Origin of the sequence: Candidatus Brocadia sinica JPN1 (assembly GCF_000949635.1) — a bacterium.
Taxonomy (GTDB): domain Bacteria; phylum Planctomycetota; class Brocadiia; order Brocadiales; family Brocadiaceae; genus Brocadia; species Brocadia sinica.
Genome location: NZ_BAFN01000001.1, coordinates 2,589,872 through 2,607,622, shown reverse-complemented (window position 1 = coordinate 2,607,622; position 17,751 = coordinate 2,589,872). Strand labels below are relative to the sequence as shown.

At 41.7% G+C, this 17,751-nt stretch carries 15 protein-coding genes; 1 reads left to right on the top strand and 14 read right to left on the bottom strand.

What is annotated here, in order from left to right:
* Positions 1-138: 138 nt before the first annotated feature.
* The 14 genes from BROSI_RS11820 to BROSI_RS11760 form a co-directional block, all read right to left on the bottom strand.
* Positions 139-582, bottom strand: coding sequence for a hypothetical protein (locus BROSI_RS11820; protein ID WP_157842505.1), 444 nt, complete (start codon positions 580-582; stop codon positions 139-141).
* A 90-nt stretch (positions 583-672) separates the two neighbouring features.
* Positions 673-1,245 (bottom strand): hypothetical protein, encoded by a 573-nt coding sequence (locus BROSI_RS11815; protein WP_052564002.1) that lies wholly within the window; start codon positions 1,243-1,245, stop codon positions 673-675.
* 60 nt (positions 1,246-1,305) lie between these two features.
* The gene (locus BROSI_RS11810) at positions 1,306-1,647 is read right to left on the bottom strand and encodes a hypothetical protein (RefSeq protein WP_052564001.1); all 342 of its coding nucleotides are present in this window, start codon (positions 1,645-1,647) and stop codon (positions 1,306-1,308) included.
* 28 nt (positions 1,648-1,675) lie between these two features.
* Positions 1,676-2,638: an AAA family ATPase gene (locus BROSI_RS11805; RefSeq protein WP_157842504.1), complete on the bottom strand. Its 963-nt coding sequence runs from the start codon at positions 2,636-2,638 to the stop codon at positions 1,676-1,678.
* Positions 2,639-2,646: 8 nt separating this feature from the next.
* Positions 2,647-3,336 carry a bifunctional DNA primase/polymerase gene (locus BROSI_RS11800; RefSeq protein ID WP_052563999.1) on the bottom strand — a complete coding sequence of 230 codons (690 nt, stop codon included), beginning with the start codon at positions 3,334-3,336 and terminating at the stop codon, positions 2,647-2,649.
* 118 nt (positions 3,337-3,454) lie between these two features.
* Complete coding sequence (locus BROSI_RS21415) at positions 3,455-3,619, bottom strand: ribbon-helix-helix domain-containing protein (protein ID WP_082059191.1); 165 nt, start codon at positions 3,617-3,619, stop codon at positions 3,455-3,457.
* A gap of 189 nt (positions 3,620-3,808) precedes the next feature.
* Positions 3,809-4,702 carry a hypothetical protein gene (locus tag BROSI_RS11795; protein WP_052563998.1) on the bottom strand — a complete coding sequence of 298 codons (894 nt, stop codon included), beginning with the start codon at positions 4,700-4,702 and terminating at the stop codon, positions 3,809-3,811.
* Between the two features lie 229 nt (positions 4,703-4,931).
* Positions 4,932-5,258: a HigA family addiction module antitoxin gene (locus tag BROSI_RS11790; protein ID WP_052563997.1), complete on the bottom strand. Its 327-nt coding sequence runs from the start codon at positions 5,256-5,258 to the stop codon at positions 4,932-4,934.
* Positions 5,259-5,273: 15 nt separating this feature from the next.
* The gene (locus tag BROSI_RS11785; protein WP_052563996.1) at positions 5,274-5,555 is read right to left on the bottom strand and encodes a type II toxin-antitoxin system RelE/ParE family toxin; all 282 of its coding nucleotides are present in this window, start codon (positions 5,553-5,555) and stop codon (positions 5,274-5,276) included.
* A gap of 243 nt (positions 5,556-5,798) precedes the next feature.
* Positions 5,799-8,117 (bottom strand): replication restart helicase PriA, encoded by a 2,319-nt coding sequence (priA, locus tag BROSI_RS11780; RefSeq protein ID WP_052563995.1) that lies wholly within the window; start codon positions 8,115-8,117, stop codon positions 5,799-5,801.
* A gap of 185 nt (positions 8,118-8,302) precedes the next feature.
* Positions 8,303-9,013, bottom strand: coding sequence for a phosphorylase family protein (locus BROSI_RS11775; protein WP_052563994.1), 711 nt, complete (start codon positions 9,011-9,013; stop codon positions 8,303-8,305).
* 13 nt (positions 9,014-9,026) lie between these two features.
* Positions 9,027-12,410, bottom strand: a complete 3,384-nt coding sequence (locus BROSI_RS11770) for an EAL domain-containing protein (RefSeq protein ID WP_052563993.1) — start codon at positions 12,408-12,410, stop codon at positions 9,027-9,029.
* A 58-nt stretch (positions 12,411-12,468) separates the two neighbouring features.
* Positions 12,469-13,380 (bottom strand): phosphate/phosphite/phosphonate ABC transporter substrate-binding protein, encoded by a 912-nt coding sequence (locus BROSI_RS11765; RefSeq protein ID WP_052563992.1) that lies wholly within the window; start codon positions 13,378-13,380, stop codon positions 12,469-12,471.
* A 226-nt stretch (positions 13,381-13,606) separates the two neighbouring features.
* The gene (locus BROSI_RS11760; protein WP_052563991.1) at positions 13,607-15,061 is read right to left on the bottom strand and encodes a porin; all 1,455 of its coding nucleotides are present in this window, start codon (positions 15,059-15,061) and stop codon (positions 13,607-13,609) included.
* Between the two features lie 529 nt (positions 15,062-15,590).
* Here BROSI_RS11760 and BROSI_RS11755 point away from each other — a divergent pair.
* Positions 15,591-17,666, top strand: a complete 2,076-nt coding sequence (locus BROSI_RS11755) for a vWA domain-containing protein (protein WP_052563990.1) — start codon at positions 15,591-15,593, stop codon at positions 17,664-17,666.
* Positions 17,667-17,751 lie beyond the last annotated feature (85 nt).

The window sequence follows — 17,751 nt, the reverse complement described above, 5'->3', positions numbered from 1 at the left end:
TTTTTTCCAAGGACCCACTTTTATCACAAAGCCTTTATTTTAAACAACTTACGATACACTTCTTTTTCCTGTGAAGTAATGCCGTCCGTAGTATGAAACGAGACACGGGAGCTACGGACGGCTAATGGAGGACTCCCGCTATTTCACGACACAACCCCGATGAATCTTCGTCCGACCTTCCCTTTGCGCCTTCATAAAGGAAGTATAATTATTGAATGACGTGAATTCTCTTTGCAATGCTGAATCATTTTTCCAATCACTAATTATTTGCTCTTCAAACGAAAGAGCTTTTACCGGTTCAGGTATCTCGGCAGTTTGCGGAGTGCGACATCTCATGTCGATTCGCTCGCCTGATTTGTATTTTTGCAGGTCAATCAAAGCTTGCCTTTGGCTTACCGTAATTGTTGAAGCAGGTTCGGGTTTCTGAGTCCGTCCAACCACTTCACGCCTAGTTATGACTGATTTTTGCTCGGGTTCGTCCTTGTGACTCCCCGCCCTTTTCCTATTTCTTAAAGTTTGATAAATGGGACTGAGAGTTTTTCTTCCTGTTTTTGGATCGACTTCTGTTAATAGGTTCATCATATGTTTCCTTTCGTAAAAAATGTTTAAAGAAAGGCATGGGATGCTATCACGGAAACACCCCATGCCAGGAATCGGCCTGGAGGTAGCCGATTAATCGATCAAACTGTATTCCTCACGCAACCCCTTTTGGATTTCCTGGGTTTCACCGCTGCTGGGATTCGGGAAAAGGCAATCCAAGATAAATTGCCGTGTCCTGCCCGTCTGAGCACCGATTGCAACTATTGTCGTCACCGTTTCTTTGATATCATCACTAATCTGGCTTTCGAATTCTGCTGAAATCGTTTCCCAAACTCTCCTTTCAGCCAACTGTACTTGTGTGTGAAGCCGAGGGAGTTCTGATTCAATTTTTTTGATTTGCCTGGAAACGGCCTCACTTATAAGCCTCTCACCTTCGACTGCTTTTTCAGCATCTTCCAGCGATTTCTGGACTTTTCTAAATTCCTCATTTTTCCCAAAATCGTCTCGTGACACCGTATTCAAGATAAGCTTATCAACAATTTGCTCTCTCTGCGCCCTGACTGACTCGACATTCCTTTCAAGACGGGGTAAATTTTCCCGGACATCATCGCCCCGCCGGGTTAGCTCGGTTAACTTTTCCCCGGCAAAAACAACCTCTTTTTGCTTCAATTTAAATCCCTTCACTGCTGTTTCAATATTCGACATTTTCCACACCTCCAAAAAAAGACTGATAAAAGTTAAACCCGTAAAAAAAAGATAAGAAGTTTAAAAACCTGTAAAACACCCGCAACCCTTACAATCGGGTAACGCATTATAAAGTCTTTGATATACAAGATCATAGGCACGCTCAATTTTTAAAATCTCCGGAGCATAGTTAGGGGCATACCAGCCCACCCGGTTTAGAATGATAGGCTTGTATTTTTTGTACCAAATATTATTGGCGCAAAACTTTTCCCCTGGCTCTATGCCCTCAATTTCGGACAGTAAATCATCAAAATAAGGATCAATTGCAATTACAGTCTCCCAGGTTAAATTTTGCCTTATCGACTCACGCCTCGACTCTTGTTCTCTAAAATGAGTGGTTAAAGTTTCACCGGTTATAATCACCTATTTTTTCCTCCATTTGGTAAAAGTTTTAATCAGGTCTTTTCCAGCCACTTGTCTGGATAAATTTAATCCCGCCCACTAATTTGAATTCACATTCCATGCGATTTGGGTTAACATCGGGTTTTACCCAGTTTTTTGCCTTTACAATTTTTAAACGCCCTGGCGACATGCTCAGATACAGCCTTGACTTTTCTGCGGAAAAATCACCGCCACGGCCAAAGTCTTGGCCTTCTTTCTTTTGAATTGAAATCAGGCAAAAACCCGTTTTTAGACGGTCGAAAATCTCTTTTATATCCCTAGCGATTTCGTAGAAATTTTCCGTCTTTTCCATATAATCAATTACTGTTATTCCATCCGACAACACCAAGTCTTGGAAATTGCCCGAACGTTCGATAAACTCAATTTTTTCCCATTCCACATCAGGAACATTTAAATGCGAAATCCGGCTTTTGATTTCTTGTGCGCCCATTTCACTGGTTAGATACCTGACCTTCATTCGCTCCCTATTCATGTAGGCAAAATTGAGGCAATAGGCTGACTTACCTGCATCGGTTTGGCCTGCAATAACGCCAACCGACTTAGGTAGTATGTAAACTTTTTCATGGATATTGAACGGCCATACAATTGGGAGGGGGGTTACAGAAACACTGGACAGGTCTATAATCTCGTAATCTTTTTCGATCTTGCGAAAACAACCGTTTTTGTTTCCATGACGCTCAATAACACCCTCGTCACACAGACGGGAGAGAATCTTTGACAAATTCTTTTGCTCATCCCTTGACGACACTTGGAGACTTTTGACGACATCTGACGACAAAAAGATGCCTTTTGACGACAAAATCCACTCTTTAACTTCGTCCGAAAACTTCCCATCCCGCTTTTCTTGCCTTTTCAGAGCGCTTTGAATCTTAATATTTATCCATGTTTCGTCATGTTCACCCCATGAATGTATAATAAATTCAAGGTATTTGAAGATGTCTCGCTCTGGCATGCCTGATTTTACAAGGGAATTGGCAAGTGTAAACAAATCTGTGTCTCGACGACCTTCGGAAAAGAGAGGAGGGGTGTCGTCAAAATTGTCGTCACCCTCCCTATTATTAGTTTTTTATTATATATAGTATGTATGTTATTAATGGTGTGCTCCCTTGAGGTCGCACACATGGCAGTGGGTTGAGACTGAGTCTCAGTTAACATACGGTACAAGCCCTCAGGCATTTCCGGCAAGGCTTCTCTGGGAAGTTCGGAACCGTTCAACCATATATATTTTTTGCCACTACTATTGCAAGAGGGAGGGCACACGCAACAACCGCCATCACTCCGGGTATCAATATTAGGAAGCACCCCGGCTTTTGTGGGTATAGATGGATCGTAAGCAAAATAGAAATGTTTGCCACCCCTCGGAGTTTGCACACAGGGCAGTTCAAGAGATTCTGGAAGAATTTCTTCAATTCTGGAAATAGCCTCTGGAGAATCTGCATCAACTACCGTTACCCCGGAGTTTTGGCCGGTTACTAGCGAAATCATTGCCTTGGGATATTGTTTAAACCACGAAACAACTTCATTTTCGGTCGGCATCCGGCCTTGAAATTCAGCCCATGGAACCAATGGAGCCTTTGTCCGGGGATTCGATGGGACAATGCTGAATCCTTGATTTCGATATGACAATGCCGCTTCAAGTGTCGATTTCATCTTAAGCGTTCCCTAAATTCAAAAAGGCAATCAACCGCCGCGCAAATGTTTCAGTTATGTATTTGCGGACGGCCAGCCAAACAATGATTCTTTTCGCAAACGTTTTCATTTGCCATGCCTAGCCTTTCGTTGTAGTCGGGTTCCCGTTTCGTGTTTTCAAAACAATCTCAATCGCCTCCCTCAACATTTCAGAAATAGGCTTCCCCGTTCTATTGGAACGGGCTTTGAGTTTTTTATATGTCTCGATTGGAATTGCAAAATTGAAAAACTTAATTCCTTCCATACATGCTCCTTTCGATTGAAATAAAAAAGGCCATGGCTAACACACGTCAGCACACGGCCTATTTTATACAACTATGAAAATCTTACTTTCTATCTTACTTTTTACATTCGCTCAATTCCCTTGATTTTACTGGTATTTTATTGATTCTTAGTAAGATTGACGTATCTTACCAATATCTTACCGGCTATCTTACTTTTTGAATTTTTTGTCTTTTATCTTTACAAATAAGCCATACTTTCCGCTTCTTTTTTCCAAGTTTTGAATCAGTTTTACACCTAATTTTTTTACGGTTTTCTTGTTTAAATCGGACTGAAGGTTGTCAAAATTCCCCCGGCTCCAGTTTGTGTTAGAATATTCTTTTCTTGATTGAAAATGGGTAATTATGTCGCTAAAATGTTGGCTATCTTGTCTTAAATAATCAACCAATGCTTGCTCATCTTTTGTCAATTCACAGCATTTTTCATCATCTAAAAACAAGATGCTTTTTGCGTCATCATAAAAGAGCGCCGTAATCTTTTGTATATCCTGTTGCGTGCTTGCGGGAAGGTCTTTCTTCGCTGGTTCAAGGGGAATAATATTAAACTTTGAAGTAAAATACTGTGGAAGGTTATCTGCATCGGAAGCGCTGATTATTAATTGCCCTTGCGGTGTGGTCTTTTTAACGCCATTGAATGTATAGGAAAGCCCGGAACCAGCATTGAGAAAGTCCGTTATTCTGGTGTCAATCCGTTTAATCAGTGGGAGGTCTTTGCTGTCTATATCCTCTAAAAATACTGTACCTCGTTTAAACTGAGAAAGTTTATCATCTATGTTTTTTTCGTTCAGGCAATCCACATAGTGAAAGCCGAACGTGTCGCTGTAACAATAAATCAAACATGCAATCTTACGAATTAAGTCCTTATCGCTTCCAACTAGTAGAACACATCTCTTTTTCGTGTGCTTAATACGCTCTAAAAGACTTTTCTCTATCGTCTTTTCTAATTGCTCAAATATTGGCTCATATTCGTCTTTATACGCAATGCCGTGTCGGTTAACAAGTATATCCCATGCATCACCACTTGATTTATTTTCTTCTTGCTCCATCTGCTACCTCCTGTAGTAACCCTGAAAAGTAAATTAAGGGAAGGTCACTCAGGAATGTGACCTTGTCGCCCTGCAGGAGCTATCCCTTAAATTTTCAATTTAACCCCGAAAAACCTATCTAAAACCTACAAAAAACACACACGGAAGTACTTCATCGACCTTACCCATGCAGACTCCCTTCGGAAGCGTTTTTAGGCCGGTTTTATAGCGTCTGAGAACGGAAATTTTCTTAAACCGTCTCCATCTCTCCGGCCTTAACAGGTCTTCTAAAGGGTTTTATGTCTTTCAAGCTGTCGCCCCTTTTTTCAGTTACAATATAAAGATCGTACTGGCTTTGAAGATTTAACCAGAGTTCAGCCGATGTTTCAAAATACCTTGATAATCTAACGGCCATTTCAGGACTGATATTCCTTTTCTCATTCACGATTTCATTTATCGTCCTAAATGTGGTATGAATTTCTTTTGCTAACTGTGATTGAGTCAACCCTAAAGATTCTAAAAAATCCTTCTTTAAGATTTCGCCCGGATGCGTTGGCTTTCTTTTTAATGCAATCATATTCCCGCCTTTCTTTTAATGATAGTCTGTAATTTCCACATCATAAGCATGTGATCCTTCAAACCTAAATACGATACGGTATTGATCGTTAATCCTTATGCTGTGTTTCCCTTCATAACTGCCTTTTAATGCTTCCAGCTTGTTTCCTGGTGGCACTTTTAAATCATTCAAGGTATGTGCTGCATTCAGATAATCTAATTTCCGTAATCCAATTTTATACACAGAAGAGGCAAACTTTCTGCTTTTACTTGTTACATACAATTTTTCAGTATCTTTATCTTTGAAGGATTTAATCACGGTCTTTTTATGATAGTAAGGATTTGCTTAAACACTGAGATAATATAACACATAGGGTTATAACAGTAAAGAATATTATTCGTTTACTGTGACCAAAACGTGACCGACACAGGGGAAATGCTCAGGAATCAGCAGGAATCAAAAGGAAATGAATTTGTATCGTAAGTTATTTTATTTCAAAGTATTACAGTCGTAAAGGACACACTACCAGCCACTTACAAAAATGGTCAAAAATACCCGTTTTCATAACATCATATAGGGGTCAACATCAACCATCGTTTGCACGCTTTTTGTCGGTTTTAGCATGTCTGCTACGCCGTGGAGGGCGGTGTGAATACTTGCATGGTCTTGTGTCTTTAATAAAATATGCCATCTGAACAGGTTATTGATTTTCGTCATGGGGGCCGGTGACGGTCCGAGTATTTCCAGATGGTTCCCATTGATTTTTGCAAGTTCTTTCAGTTTGTCGCCAACGATAGAGGATTTCTCTTTGGCTTTGTTTTCCTGCGGACTCCGGAAGACAATCCGTGCTAATTTTCCAAAAGGAGGATAATTCAATTGTTTTCTGTATTCCAGTTCTTTTCTTGCAAATCCTTCATAATCATGGGCTGCTGCATACGTGATGCTGTAGTGTCTGGGGTTAAAGGATTGCACCACTACCCGCCCGCCCTTTGTTCCCCTGCCTGTCCGGCCTGCAACCTGTGAAATGAGTTGGAATGTCCGTTCGCTTGCACGGAAATCGGGCAGGTTCAGTATCGTGTCTGCCGAGATTACCCCTACCAGGGTAACATTGGGAAAATCCAATCCCTTTGCAATCATCTGTGTACCGAGCAATATCTGGAACTCCCCCCGTTCAAATGCAGTCAAGGCCTTTTCGTGTGCATCACGTACACGCATGGAATCGCTGTCCATCCGTATGATTGTATGATTGGGGAACTTGTTCTTGATTTCATCTTCAATTTTTTCTGTCCCAAAACCACGATAGTTCATAGTATTGGCCAGGCAATCCGGGCATGATTCAGGGGGGTGAGCTTCCGCATGGCAATAATGGCATAACGTAGTATTAAATTTTTTATGAAAGGTCATCGGGATATCACATCGATGGCATTTTAGTACAAATCCACACCGTTTACAGTGAATATACGGTGCAAACCCTCTCCGGTTCAAAAACAAGATCACCTGTTCATTTCGGGCAAGGGATTGGTTCATGTAATATTGCAACCGTTGGGAAATAATGTTGTATCCACGGCGTTTGCGGACTTCTTCACCCATGTCTACAATATCGACAGGGGGGAGTTGCCGTTCACCAATCCTCTTTGAAAGGACGATCTTTTCGTAGCTTCCGTTCAGTGCCTGAGAGTAACTTTCCAGGGAGGGCGTGGCCGTCCCCATGATCACCAGGGCGTTTTCACAGGTCGCTCTGAGTATAGCGATATCCCTGGCATTGTAACGGGGAATATTTTCCTGCTTATAGGTGTTTTCATGTTCCTCATCGATAATGATCAATCCGACATTTTTCAAAGGGGCAAATATGGAGGATCGCGCACCGACGACTATGTCCACCTTGCCTTCTTTAATATCGTTCCATTGCGATTGGTGGACGGTTCCCAGGAGGTTGCTGTGTAATACGGCCACCTTGTCGAACCGCGCCTTTATTCTTTGAATGGTCTGTGGGGTGAGAGATATTTCAGGAACGAGGTATATGGCCTTGCGACCATACTCAAGCGCCTTTGTGATGGTTTGAAGGTAGAGTTCCGTCTTCCCGCTGCCCGTAATGCCGTGAAGCAATATAATGCCCGGCTTGGGCTGTTCAAGTTTTTTGTTAATGATATCAAAGGCGTTTTGCTGTTCCTGGGTAAGGGTTAAGTGTTGCTGCAATCGGTCAATAGTACGAGGCGTATTGGCTGCATCAGGAAGCTTGTTTTCAAGGATGACAAAACCTTTTTTCTCCAATTGACGAAGGCCGGGCATCTTGCAGCCACTGATGCGGATCAATTCTTTGGCGCTTATTTCGGTAGGATGTTCTAAAAGGATTTCGAGTACCTTGGCCTGTTTTGGCGCTCGGACTTTCATGTTTAAGAGGGTATCATGGTCGAGTGTCACGGTATGTTCATTGCGCCGAACAAACCCATTCCACTTCTCTTTTTTCTTACTGCGCACAACGGGTGGAATAACGGCAGAGATCGCTTCTCCCCATCCACAGCAGTAATGAGACGATAACCACTTTGTAATCTTGAGCATGAGGTCGTCGATCAGTGGGATCTTATCGATTACACCGATGATATCTTTTGTTTTGTCAGTAAATGGAGTGTGGGTAAATCCGACACAAAATCCGGCAATTATCTTATTGCCAAAGGGTATTTTTACCCGCATACCAGCAGTAAGGTTTTCTCGTAAATGTGGGGAGACACTATAGTGAAACACCTTATTTAAGGGAATATTGACAACCACTTCAGCGTATAATTTTTGAGGCAGCTGATTTGTGGACGTGATGTGCGTTTCCGATTTGATATCAGTGGAATATGGTGAAGGTGAGTTCTGATTTAGGAGGCTGGTAGGCATAAATTCCTATTTTAATATACAGGAAATTCAATCTGGCAGCGCAACCATCCCGGTTGCGCTAAAAGCAGCTGAGTGTCTAAGTGTACAGAATAATTTTCATGGTAAGATACTAGCAAAAGAGGGAGCATTATGTCAAGGTATATAAAGCGTAATGCAGGAAGGCAGTCTGACGTACTATCCCGGGTTTATCTTTCTTTATAAAATGACCGTATTACCTTGCAGGCGGTTTGAATTGCATAATCAATTTGTAATTTATCTTGTAGTTCGAGCGGTTCAAAAAAGGATTTTTTGCCGATGACATCGGTTACATACAAAAGGGCAACTGCCTTTCTTTTGATGTACTGCGCTGCACTAAAAAAGGCCGAGCATTCCATGTCGATTACCTCGATACCTTTTTCACCAAAAAATTCTTTGTAGGCTTCCTCACACTTCAGGGAGCCTATACTCATCCCAATCACAGGCTGGATTTTTTGGCCTGGATCATGAGTCAAAAAAGGCTGAAATAACGTTTGGTCAGGGTATTGGGTAGTAATCTTATTCGTATGTCTTAAAATGGTGTCCGTAAAGCTTTCAAAAGACAAACATGCCTTGGGACAAACAAGACTGCCGATGGTTAACTGGCCTGTTTCCTGCACCAGACCGCAGGAGCCAAAGTAAATGATCTCCTGACAGTTCGTCTCTTCCAGATATAGGATTGCATCACCAACAAGCAAGGCGCCAATACCGGCTTTCATAAAGGTAAACGCATCGGCATTGGCCGTTGCATAGAGCTTCCCCTTTTTCAGCCCTTCAATCCCAAGTGCCTTAAGAATGCCCGGCATTAGATAGGGAACAACGACGCAGGTCTTTTGAATGACTGATGATTCTATACCGAACAGAGTCTTAAAGTTTGACATAGATTTGGATATTTTATTTTTGATATTCCATGCAGTAGGCTTTGCGTAACAGGTGCTCCAGGTCAGGCGCCGGCAAAGGGCGGCTATATACATATCCCTGGATGTTATTACAACAGAGTTTTTGCAATACGGCAACCTGCTCATGAGTTTCAACCCCTTCGGCAATGACCCTCAGTTTAAGGCTTTCTGCAATGGCAATAATAGCTTTGACAATTGCCACGTCATCGGGATTTGTGGTGATATCTTGTATAAAGGATTGGTCGATTTTCAGTGCATCTACGGGAAAGCGTTTTAAATAGCCCAGAGATGAGTATCCTGTGCCAAAATCATCAATAGTGAATTGTATTCCAACCGCCTTCAGTTTATAAAGTGTTGTGATGATCTGTTCGTTTATTTGCATGATAACCCCTTCCGTAAGTTCTATCTCCAGAGAGTGTGGTCCAAGACTTGTTTCTTTAAGCACGCGCGTGATCATATCCACAAAATTTTGTTGTTTAAACTGATATGCTGAGATATTGACAGCAAGGCGCAACGTGGAAAATCCCGCATCGTGCCATTTCTTAATTTGGGAACACGCTGTCTTCAATACCCATTCACCAAGAGGTACAATGAGACCAGCTTCTTCAGCAATGGGAATAAATTTACCAGGAGAGATCATTCCCAGGTGCGGATGTTGCCAGCGTACCAGGGCTTCTATACCAATGACTTGCCCGGTGACCAGGTTTATCTGAGGCTGGTAATATACCACGAGCTCTTCCTTTTCCGGCGCCTTTCGCAGGTTATTTTCCAAAGCTGCTCTTTCAAGAATAGTCACATTCATCTCTTCTGTGTAGAACTTAAAATTGCCTCTTCCTTGTTCCTTCGAATGGTACATAGCGGTATCTGCCTTTTTAATTAAACTGTCCGCGTCTTTTGCATCTAAGGGATAGAGAGTGATACCCATGCTAGGGGTTATGTGTAGTTCACGGCCCTCAAGATGGAAGGGAAGAGATACTTTGCTGTGAATTTTCTGTGCAATAGGAACAACATCCTGTGGATGGACAATATCTGTGATAATAAGGGTAAATTCATCCCCACCCATACGAGACACAGTATCACCCTCACGGATACAGCCTCTTAGCCGTTCTGCCACTGCTTTGAGCAACAGGTCGCCAACTGCGTGCCCATGGGTATCGTTGATAATTTTAAACCGGTCCAGATCGAGGAATATCACTGCCAGGATGCGATTGTTGCGGTGTGCATGGGCAAGTTCCTGCTCCAGACGATCGAGAAATAGAGCGCGGTTGGGCAGATCGGTTAATATGTCGTGGTTTGCCATATAAAGAATACGGGCCTCTGCCCGTTTTTGAGTAGTGATATTGCGATGTGTTCCTACGACCCGCAATGGTTTGCCATATCTATCCCGCTCCACAACCTTACCACGATCTAAAATCCACAACCATTCACCCGACTTGTTCAGGATTCGGTAATTGGCCTCATAGCACTCTATCTTTCCGTTCAGATGGTCATTGAGAATTTTTGTCATCCCTGGCATATCATCAGGATGAATCAGTTTCTCCCATGAATCGCCATGCAACTCAATCTCTTCCAGTGTATAATCAAGCATCTCTGCCAATCGTTTGTCATAGAAGACCTTGCCCGTCTGAATGTTCCAGTCCCATAGCCCAAGATCAGTGCCCCACAGCGCCAGTTCCAGCCGTTCTTCCTTTTCTCCCAGCTTTTCTATAAACTGGTTGCGTTCAATAGCATGCGCCAGTACATTTGCTATGGCTTGTAAAAAATGGACATCATCTATAGTAAACGTTCGTTGTCTGGTAGTATGTACGCCCAGTACGCCGAATGGCCGATCCTTGCCCTGGATGATAACACTCATACCGCTGATTACCCCGTGGTCGAAGATCATATCCGGTCCGTTGAATCTAGTTTCTAAGTTCAGGTCGCCGACGATTACAGGTTCCCCGGAAAGTATGGTGTAACCGGCCTGTGAGTTGTATCCGGCATTTACAGTCGCCTGTCCCACCAATCCTTCTTTCCATCCGATCCCTGCGCGTAGCAACAGGGCCTTGCCGTCCGGAAGCAGTTCTAATATTTTGCTATACTCCACCGAGAAGGTTTGGGCAACCATGGCAACAATTTCATCCAACAGGGTTGTGAGGTCGATTCCGGCTAATGCACGCTGACCTATTTTTGACACAACTTCTTGTTGTATTGCACGGTTTCTGATTTCCTTTTCTATCCTTTTGCGTTCCGTGAGGTCCGATCCCACAACTACTATTCCCTGCGTCGTATTATCTCCGTTCATTGCTGCGCCGGAAAGAAGCATGGGTATTTTTCTGCCGCCATTTGCCACATAAACAGTTTCTACATTGCAAATGAAACCTCTTTCAGACAGCGCATCAAACAAGATTGTCTTAACGTGTTGTTCTTCTGCTAAAATCAAAGAAATTGGTTTGCCGATAAGTTCGTTCTCCTGATAATCCAGGAGGTTGCAGGTTGCCTGATTGACCATTTTGATAGTTGCTTCCGGAGTTACTACAATAAGGGTATCAGCTATGCTTCTGATAATATTATCCACATAATTTTTTGATACTGTCGTCTCGTGTAAATTTTCAGTCATCTTATTAAAAGAAGCCGCTAGTTGGCCGAGTTCGTCTTTCGATTTTATCTCAACCCGACAGGTAAGATCTCCCCTGGTTATTCTTTCAGTTCCTGCGGTAAGATTTTTTATCGGCGATATAAGACTACGTATAAAGATATATCCAAGAGTTGCGGTCGGGACAAAAACTGCCGGCAGAAAAAGAAATATGTCTCTGACGATTATAGCAAACGCTTGATTTATACTATCACCAATTTTCTGTGTCGCTATACCGGTAACTTCCCGGATTCTTTCTGTAGAAAAACCAATACGGACAATGCCCAGATGTCGAGTTCCTACCATAACTGGTGCCGCCACATCAACAATATCTGCCTGTTTTTGCATGAGTATCCGGTTGACAGCGAGCGCCTTCCTGGTAAGCGTATCATTGAGCACTTCGCCCAGCAACTGAGAACCTTCAGTAGTATCAACCAGCACCCTTCCTTTTTCGTCCTGGACGTAAATATAACGGAATCCATCTCCTTCTGTAACCAATTTGGCAAGATATTTCATTTCGTGAATATCCAGTTCAAAAATAGGTTGAGCAAATTCTTTTGCAAGAAGCGCCGCCATCGAATATGTTTTCTCTTTCCATTCATTCATAAGAGTTGTTGTCAAAAGGAAGGAGTTCATTTTCTCCACCTGTGAGAGATTGCTTCGGTGGATATGAATTGCCACACCAACAAAGAGTCCCATGGGCAGGAGGATTAATAAAGCAATGAATAAGCAGAACTTTGTCTTGATGCTTCTCAGGTAAAACATCTGAATAAAATTTCTCCGGAGATTTTTGCGATTATCCAGCAATCAGGAATGGCTATTTTCAATCTAAGATACGAGCTTTCTCTCCATATAGGTGTTCAATGCGCCTTAACGCGCCCTTTGGCAGTGCAACGAATTTCTTTATATCGAACTCGTTCAAAGCTTCTTTTCCTTCTTTGCTCTTATCCATATTGAGCAGCTCTTCCTTGACCCTTGCTACAAATCTTTCATCCAACCCGGCTCTTACCATAACTAACATCCTTGGCAGTTTTTGCGTTTTATAAATAATTTTAAACTCTTTCCTGTAAGCCCTTGGATTATCTCTCTGATCAAACCAATCTGAACAACTCAATACCCCTGCGCCTGCTTTCTTAAAGAAAACCCAACTGGAGATATTCAACTCCGAACCAGCAAAAACATACCCTACCACATCTTTTGGAACACAGGGATCGGCATAACTGATTTTTGTCAAGTTTAGTCCTTTTGCCTCCATTGAGAATTTTGGCAGGAAATACGCAGAAGTCGATCCCTCATCTTCAAAGGCGATTATCCTCCCTTTCAAATCCTCCAGACGGTTTATTCCGCTATCCTTTCTGGCAAAGATAAAACTGTTATATTCTCCCTCTCCTTTTCTCCAGACCAGAAGTATGGGGGTCACATTTGCCCCGGCTCTATACGTCTGGGCTGAAAATGGCGTTTCCAGAACGATATCGATTTTTCCTTCTCTCAAGTACCTGATTATCGTCTTATTATTACTGACGGGCACTACCTCCCCCCGTTCAATTCCCACATCCCGGAGCCTGGATGCCAGATAGGTTATGATGGGTTCAATGTCCTTTTGTAGCTTAAACACTTTTTCAGTGACTCTGCCCATGGTGATAACGTTCTTTTGTGGCGCCTCCTGATTATAGGCAATTCCTGCAAGGATAAAATTCAACAAGAGAATGAAACCCGTGACAATTGCTCTACTCATGATTTACCCCGGAAGGCTCCTGTTAATCCGATAATTTTGTAGCCAGAGGATTATCACCCTGCAAACTTCGACTCTGAGATTTGATATCATATTTTTGCTATTGTCAAGAGTTTTTGTAGCGATCATTATATTGTTATTCATTGAAAAGAGGAGAATCCTTGCCGTCCATTTGGATGAGCACACTTTATTTTTACCATCTCATGCCAATCGGTTACCGAACAGTTTGTCAGAATATTAGCTGATATTGCATCCTGAATTCAATGTCTCGTTTTTCATCCTGCGGTGGATCCTGTTGAGTAGTTATGCGTCTAATATCAGCCTGGAGCTTATGGCCATGGCCTTTAAAGAACCAATTGATGCCGAAACCCACCTCGCTCTTTGAGTCATTGACTATTTCGGTATCCGGATCAATTCGGCTATACCGTCCAGCAAATTCCAGATGTTTCTGGAGCGACGAAACAGGCACAAAGCACCCACCTTGCACAGTATAGCCATTGGCAATAATACCGCCCGACCTAAACCCTTCCTCTTCTCCTTCGTGGGCATCGATATCTCTCCAGAAACAATCACTGATAAAAGAAAAACCGAGCCATTTGAGTCTAACATCTACCGTAGCCTGTTCTACGTCAAGATCGTTATGGAAGGTCATAATCTCGTCTCTAACAAACAACTGTTTGCCGCTATTCACGGCATATGCGGCGCCTAATGCCAGCTTGGGTGTTTTTTCATGCTCGAGGTCAGATTCAGAATATGATTTAAATTTTCCAAAAGGGTTTATGGCAAACCGAGTTACATAGAGGTGTTTGGTGTCGTCATTTTTCTTTTCATTTTCGCCGGCCCCCTGCATGGCAGCAAGCTTATACTCAAAAAGTTCTTCCACGGATTCTCCATGCATCATGATGCCTATATCTCTGCTCAAATGGAACTCTTCGCTTGCCAGTGACCTGTCTACAAATTGCATCTTTGCAGAAGATATCATCTTCTGCCGGTTATAAGGGACCTTCCATTGCCCACCACGAAGCTGAAGCCAGTCTGCCAGTTTATAGTTGATATATGCATCCTTTAACTCTCCCCTGCCGGATTCTGCAAAAAGATCCCATTCCACTTCATAGGTAAGGTTACTGGTGAATACATGGCCTTCAAAATTAACCCTTTGACGACGGATGCGAAATGAGCTGACATCTTCAGAACAGTCGTTATCGGTAAAAGTGTAAAGAAGTTGAGTCCTTTGGTGGATATTTAACAGATATTTATCATCCACGGTATTAAGATAGAAACCTTTCCCTGTCTCATATCCTACCCTGACATAAGATGAGGAAGTATCGGCCACAGATTTGTTAGTCTCCTCAGCGCTTTGATTGTCATTTGATATATTAAAGGATTTTTCATCTGAAATGGGTTTCAAATCTTCTCTAATCTCTTTTGCAAAAGAATCGGCACATTTTTCTCTTGTAAGGTGAGGAAGTACCTGGGATTTTTCCTCCTTTAATGTTGTAACTTCATCTCTCAGTGTCTCAATTTCTTTTTTTTGGGCGCATATTTCCTCTTTTTGGATATTAACCGTTTTTTCAAGAATATGAAGACGATCAATTAAATATTGTATTTGAGGGTCCTGGGCTGCAAATGTCGTATCGGATAATCCCAATACAAAAAATAGAATTACAAATACACTTTTTTTCACTTTTTTGTTCGTTTTTTATACAAAAATTTCTGTTACTATGAAAAAAATGAACATTTTCACGATTTCATGATACTGCTTTCGTAACATGATGAACGGCAGAACTATTATTATCAAGTGGGCATTCAACAGTTCAGAAATGGATTTAAGTGTAAATTTTTAAAGAGTTTGGCAAAGTATGGTTTCAAGTTTTTTGGATTACATCATCTGGAATCATTACTTCTCACCAAAGATTACAATTACGATACTCTATTGCGCATATCATATAATATGCCATTTCAGTGATTGCTGTGGCATAGCAATTCAAGTCCACTGCAGTACTATAAGTCAGTAATTTGTAATGCAATTACCTTATTATCAATATTATCAATCCCATAGAGAAAACGATTACGTTGCAATGATAAATGTATTGACGGCAATTTCCTCTTTGGTTAATATGGTGAATATGGTTTGGAACGCCCCCTTGCAGGAGAATGCATATTCAACCATTTGATTGTTTTGAATACATGACAGAAAAACAGGAGCCTAAAAAATGTCTTTTGAAAATAACAAAAAAAGAAAGAAGAAGGCAATATATGTAGCATTTCCCCTCATCCTGCTATTGATAGCAGTCGTGATCCTGCTGTTGCGCAGAAACGTCCCGCCAGTTCTGAACCTTTCTCCGATTGGTTTGGATTTTGGCGACAAAAAAAATGAAATGGTGTTTACCGTAAAAAATACGGCAAAGGCCAGAGGTTTCTTTCAACGAGGAGTTACTCCGTTAAAATTTACTATTGATGCCAGGCAAGCTCCAGGATGGCTTACTGTTCAGCCAATATCAGGCACTGTTGAAGATGAGCAGGAAACAATTGTTGTAAAGATTGACAGACGTCTTCTTCCTCCGGAAAGTACTATAGAAGAATTACGGATTTTTACAAATGGAGGAGACAGTGTTGTTCGGATATTAGCTCAAAAAGAGAAGGAAAAAATAATTATTACTTCCCCGACAACAAATTCCTCTTTTTCAATTGGCGATGAAGTATTGACAGAATGGTCAGCAACTTCGGGCGTGAGTAATTTTGCCAATATTTCTTTATCTTTAAGAGGAGAGAATATTGAAACAATTGCGCAGAATTATAACTACAGAAAAGACAGTGATGGTAAAGGGTCTTTTCTGTGGAAGGTCAGTAACTTTGTAAGGGAGGACAGCGGTTATGCGATTAGGGTAGAGGATGCCGGAGACTCCAAACTATTTGATGAAGTTGGACCAATAAAGATTTTTCAGCCCCTTTCGTCAATTAAAGTGCTAAATCAAACGAACGACCATCAGTTTCCAAGCACCGTTCAATTTATATTTTCTTTACGAAATCAGAATAATCACGCTATTCTATTTGCTCCAGACAAAGTTGACTGGAAAAACATAAAAATATGGGAAAACAACAATGAAATTGACTATCTGGAAAGTCATGCACTTCTTTATGCACAAGACGATTTTGAATTACAAGTAATGCTTGTTTTGGATTTTTCAGCGTCAATGTATGAAACAAATGAGGATATTAATAAGATGCTCGCAAGTGTAAATGATTTAATTGATAGCCTGAAAGAAACACATCAAATAGGGGTGGTAGAATTCCATCGGCCTGATGAACCACCGGCAGTCCTTCAATCATTTACTACCTATAAAAATTCAGCAAAAGAGGCTATTAACAATTTCAGCACAAGTAAGATATATAGTGACTTTTCATGCTGCTGGGATGCCGTGCAAAAAGGACTGCAACAGTTTCCGGAAAAACCTGATCCGAATGTCTTTAAAACACTTGTGTTTTTATCAGACGGATTTGACAATAGCAGTTTCAAGACCCCCGATGACATTATCGCATTAGCAAAAGACCGGAACGTCCATATTTTTGCGGTTGGAATAGGTAATATACGTGAGGAAAATGTGTTAAAAAACATTGCTTTTGAAACCGGGGGCACCTATGTTTACGCTGAAAATCTGAAGGTTTTACAGGAAAGATTTAAACAGACGATTACTGATGTAAAAGGTCAATATAAAATAAAGTATATTTCTCCCAAAAAGCCTGAGGACGGGAGTTTCAAGGTGGCGAGTGAAATTACCTATAATGGCGTTACCGGCACCCCTTTATTGCAAGACGAAATAGACCCTTCTTCGATTTTCAGCAAGACGAACGTGGGGGTTATTCGTTTTACTGCTCCTTCTATTATTAAATACAACAGGGCTGAAATATTTATGTGGTGTGAACATGCACCACGATATATTAATGATTTTCATTTCTGGATCGGTACCGACAAGCCTTATGAAGTAACACTTACTTCTTTTAATGAGGGCGGCTTATGCCAGGATTGGACGTTAAAAAATCTCGGGGATGGCAGGTATAGATTAACCGCTCCTGACCAGAATGCCCCCCGCAAGTACCTGCCATTTGGTGTTTTTGGGACTCTTTGTAAGATTGTTGTCACCGATATTAACGAGGATGGTTTTGTAATACCGTTTAAACTGGATAACTCAATTTATGATAGGGGACAGGCATTTTGTGGAGAAGGGGATACAACTCAAACAGAGATGTGGTCAACGAATATTCATGTCGGAAATACTACTAAACAATGAAAACGAATTACTCCATTGTACATGCAGAGGCACAAACTTCTCTCCGGAGGGTCTGTCTTGCAGAAATGGTCTTTTCAACCGTTCA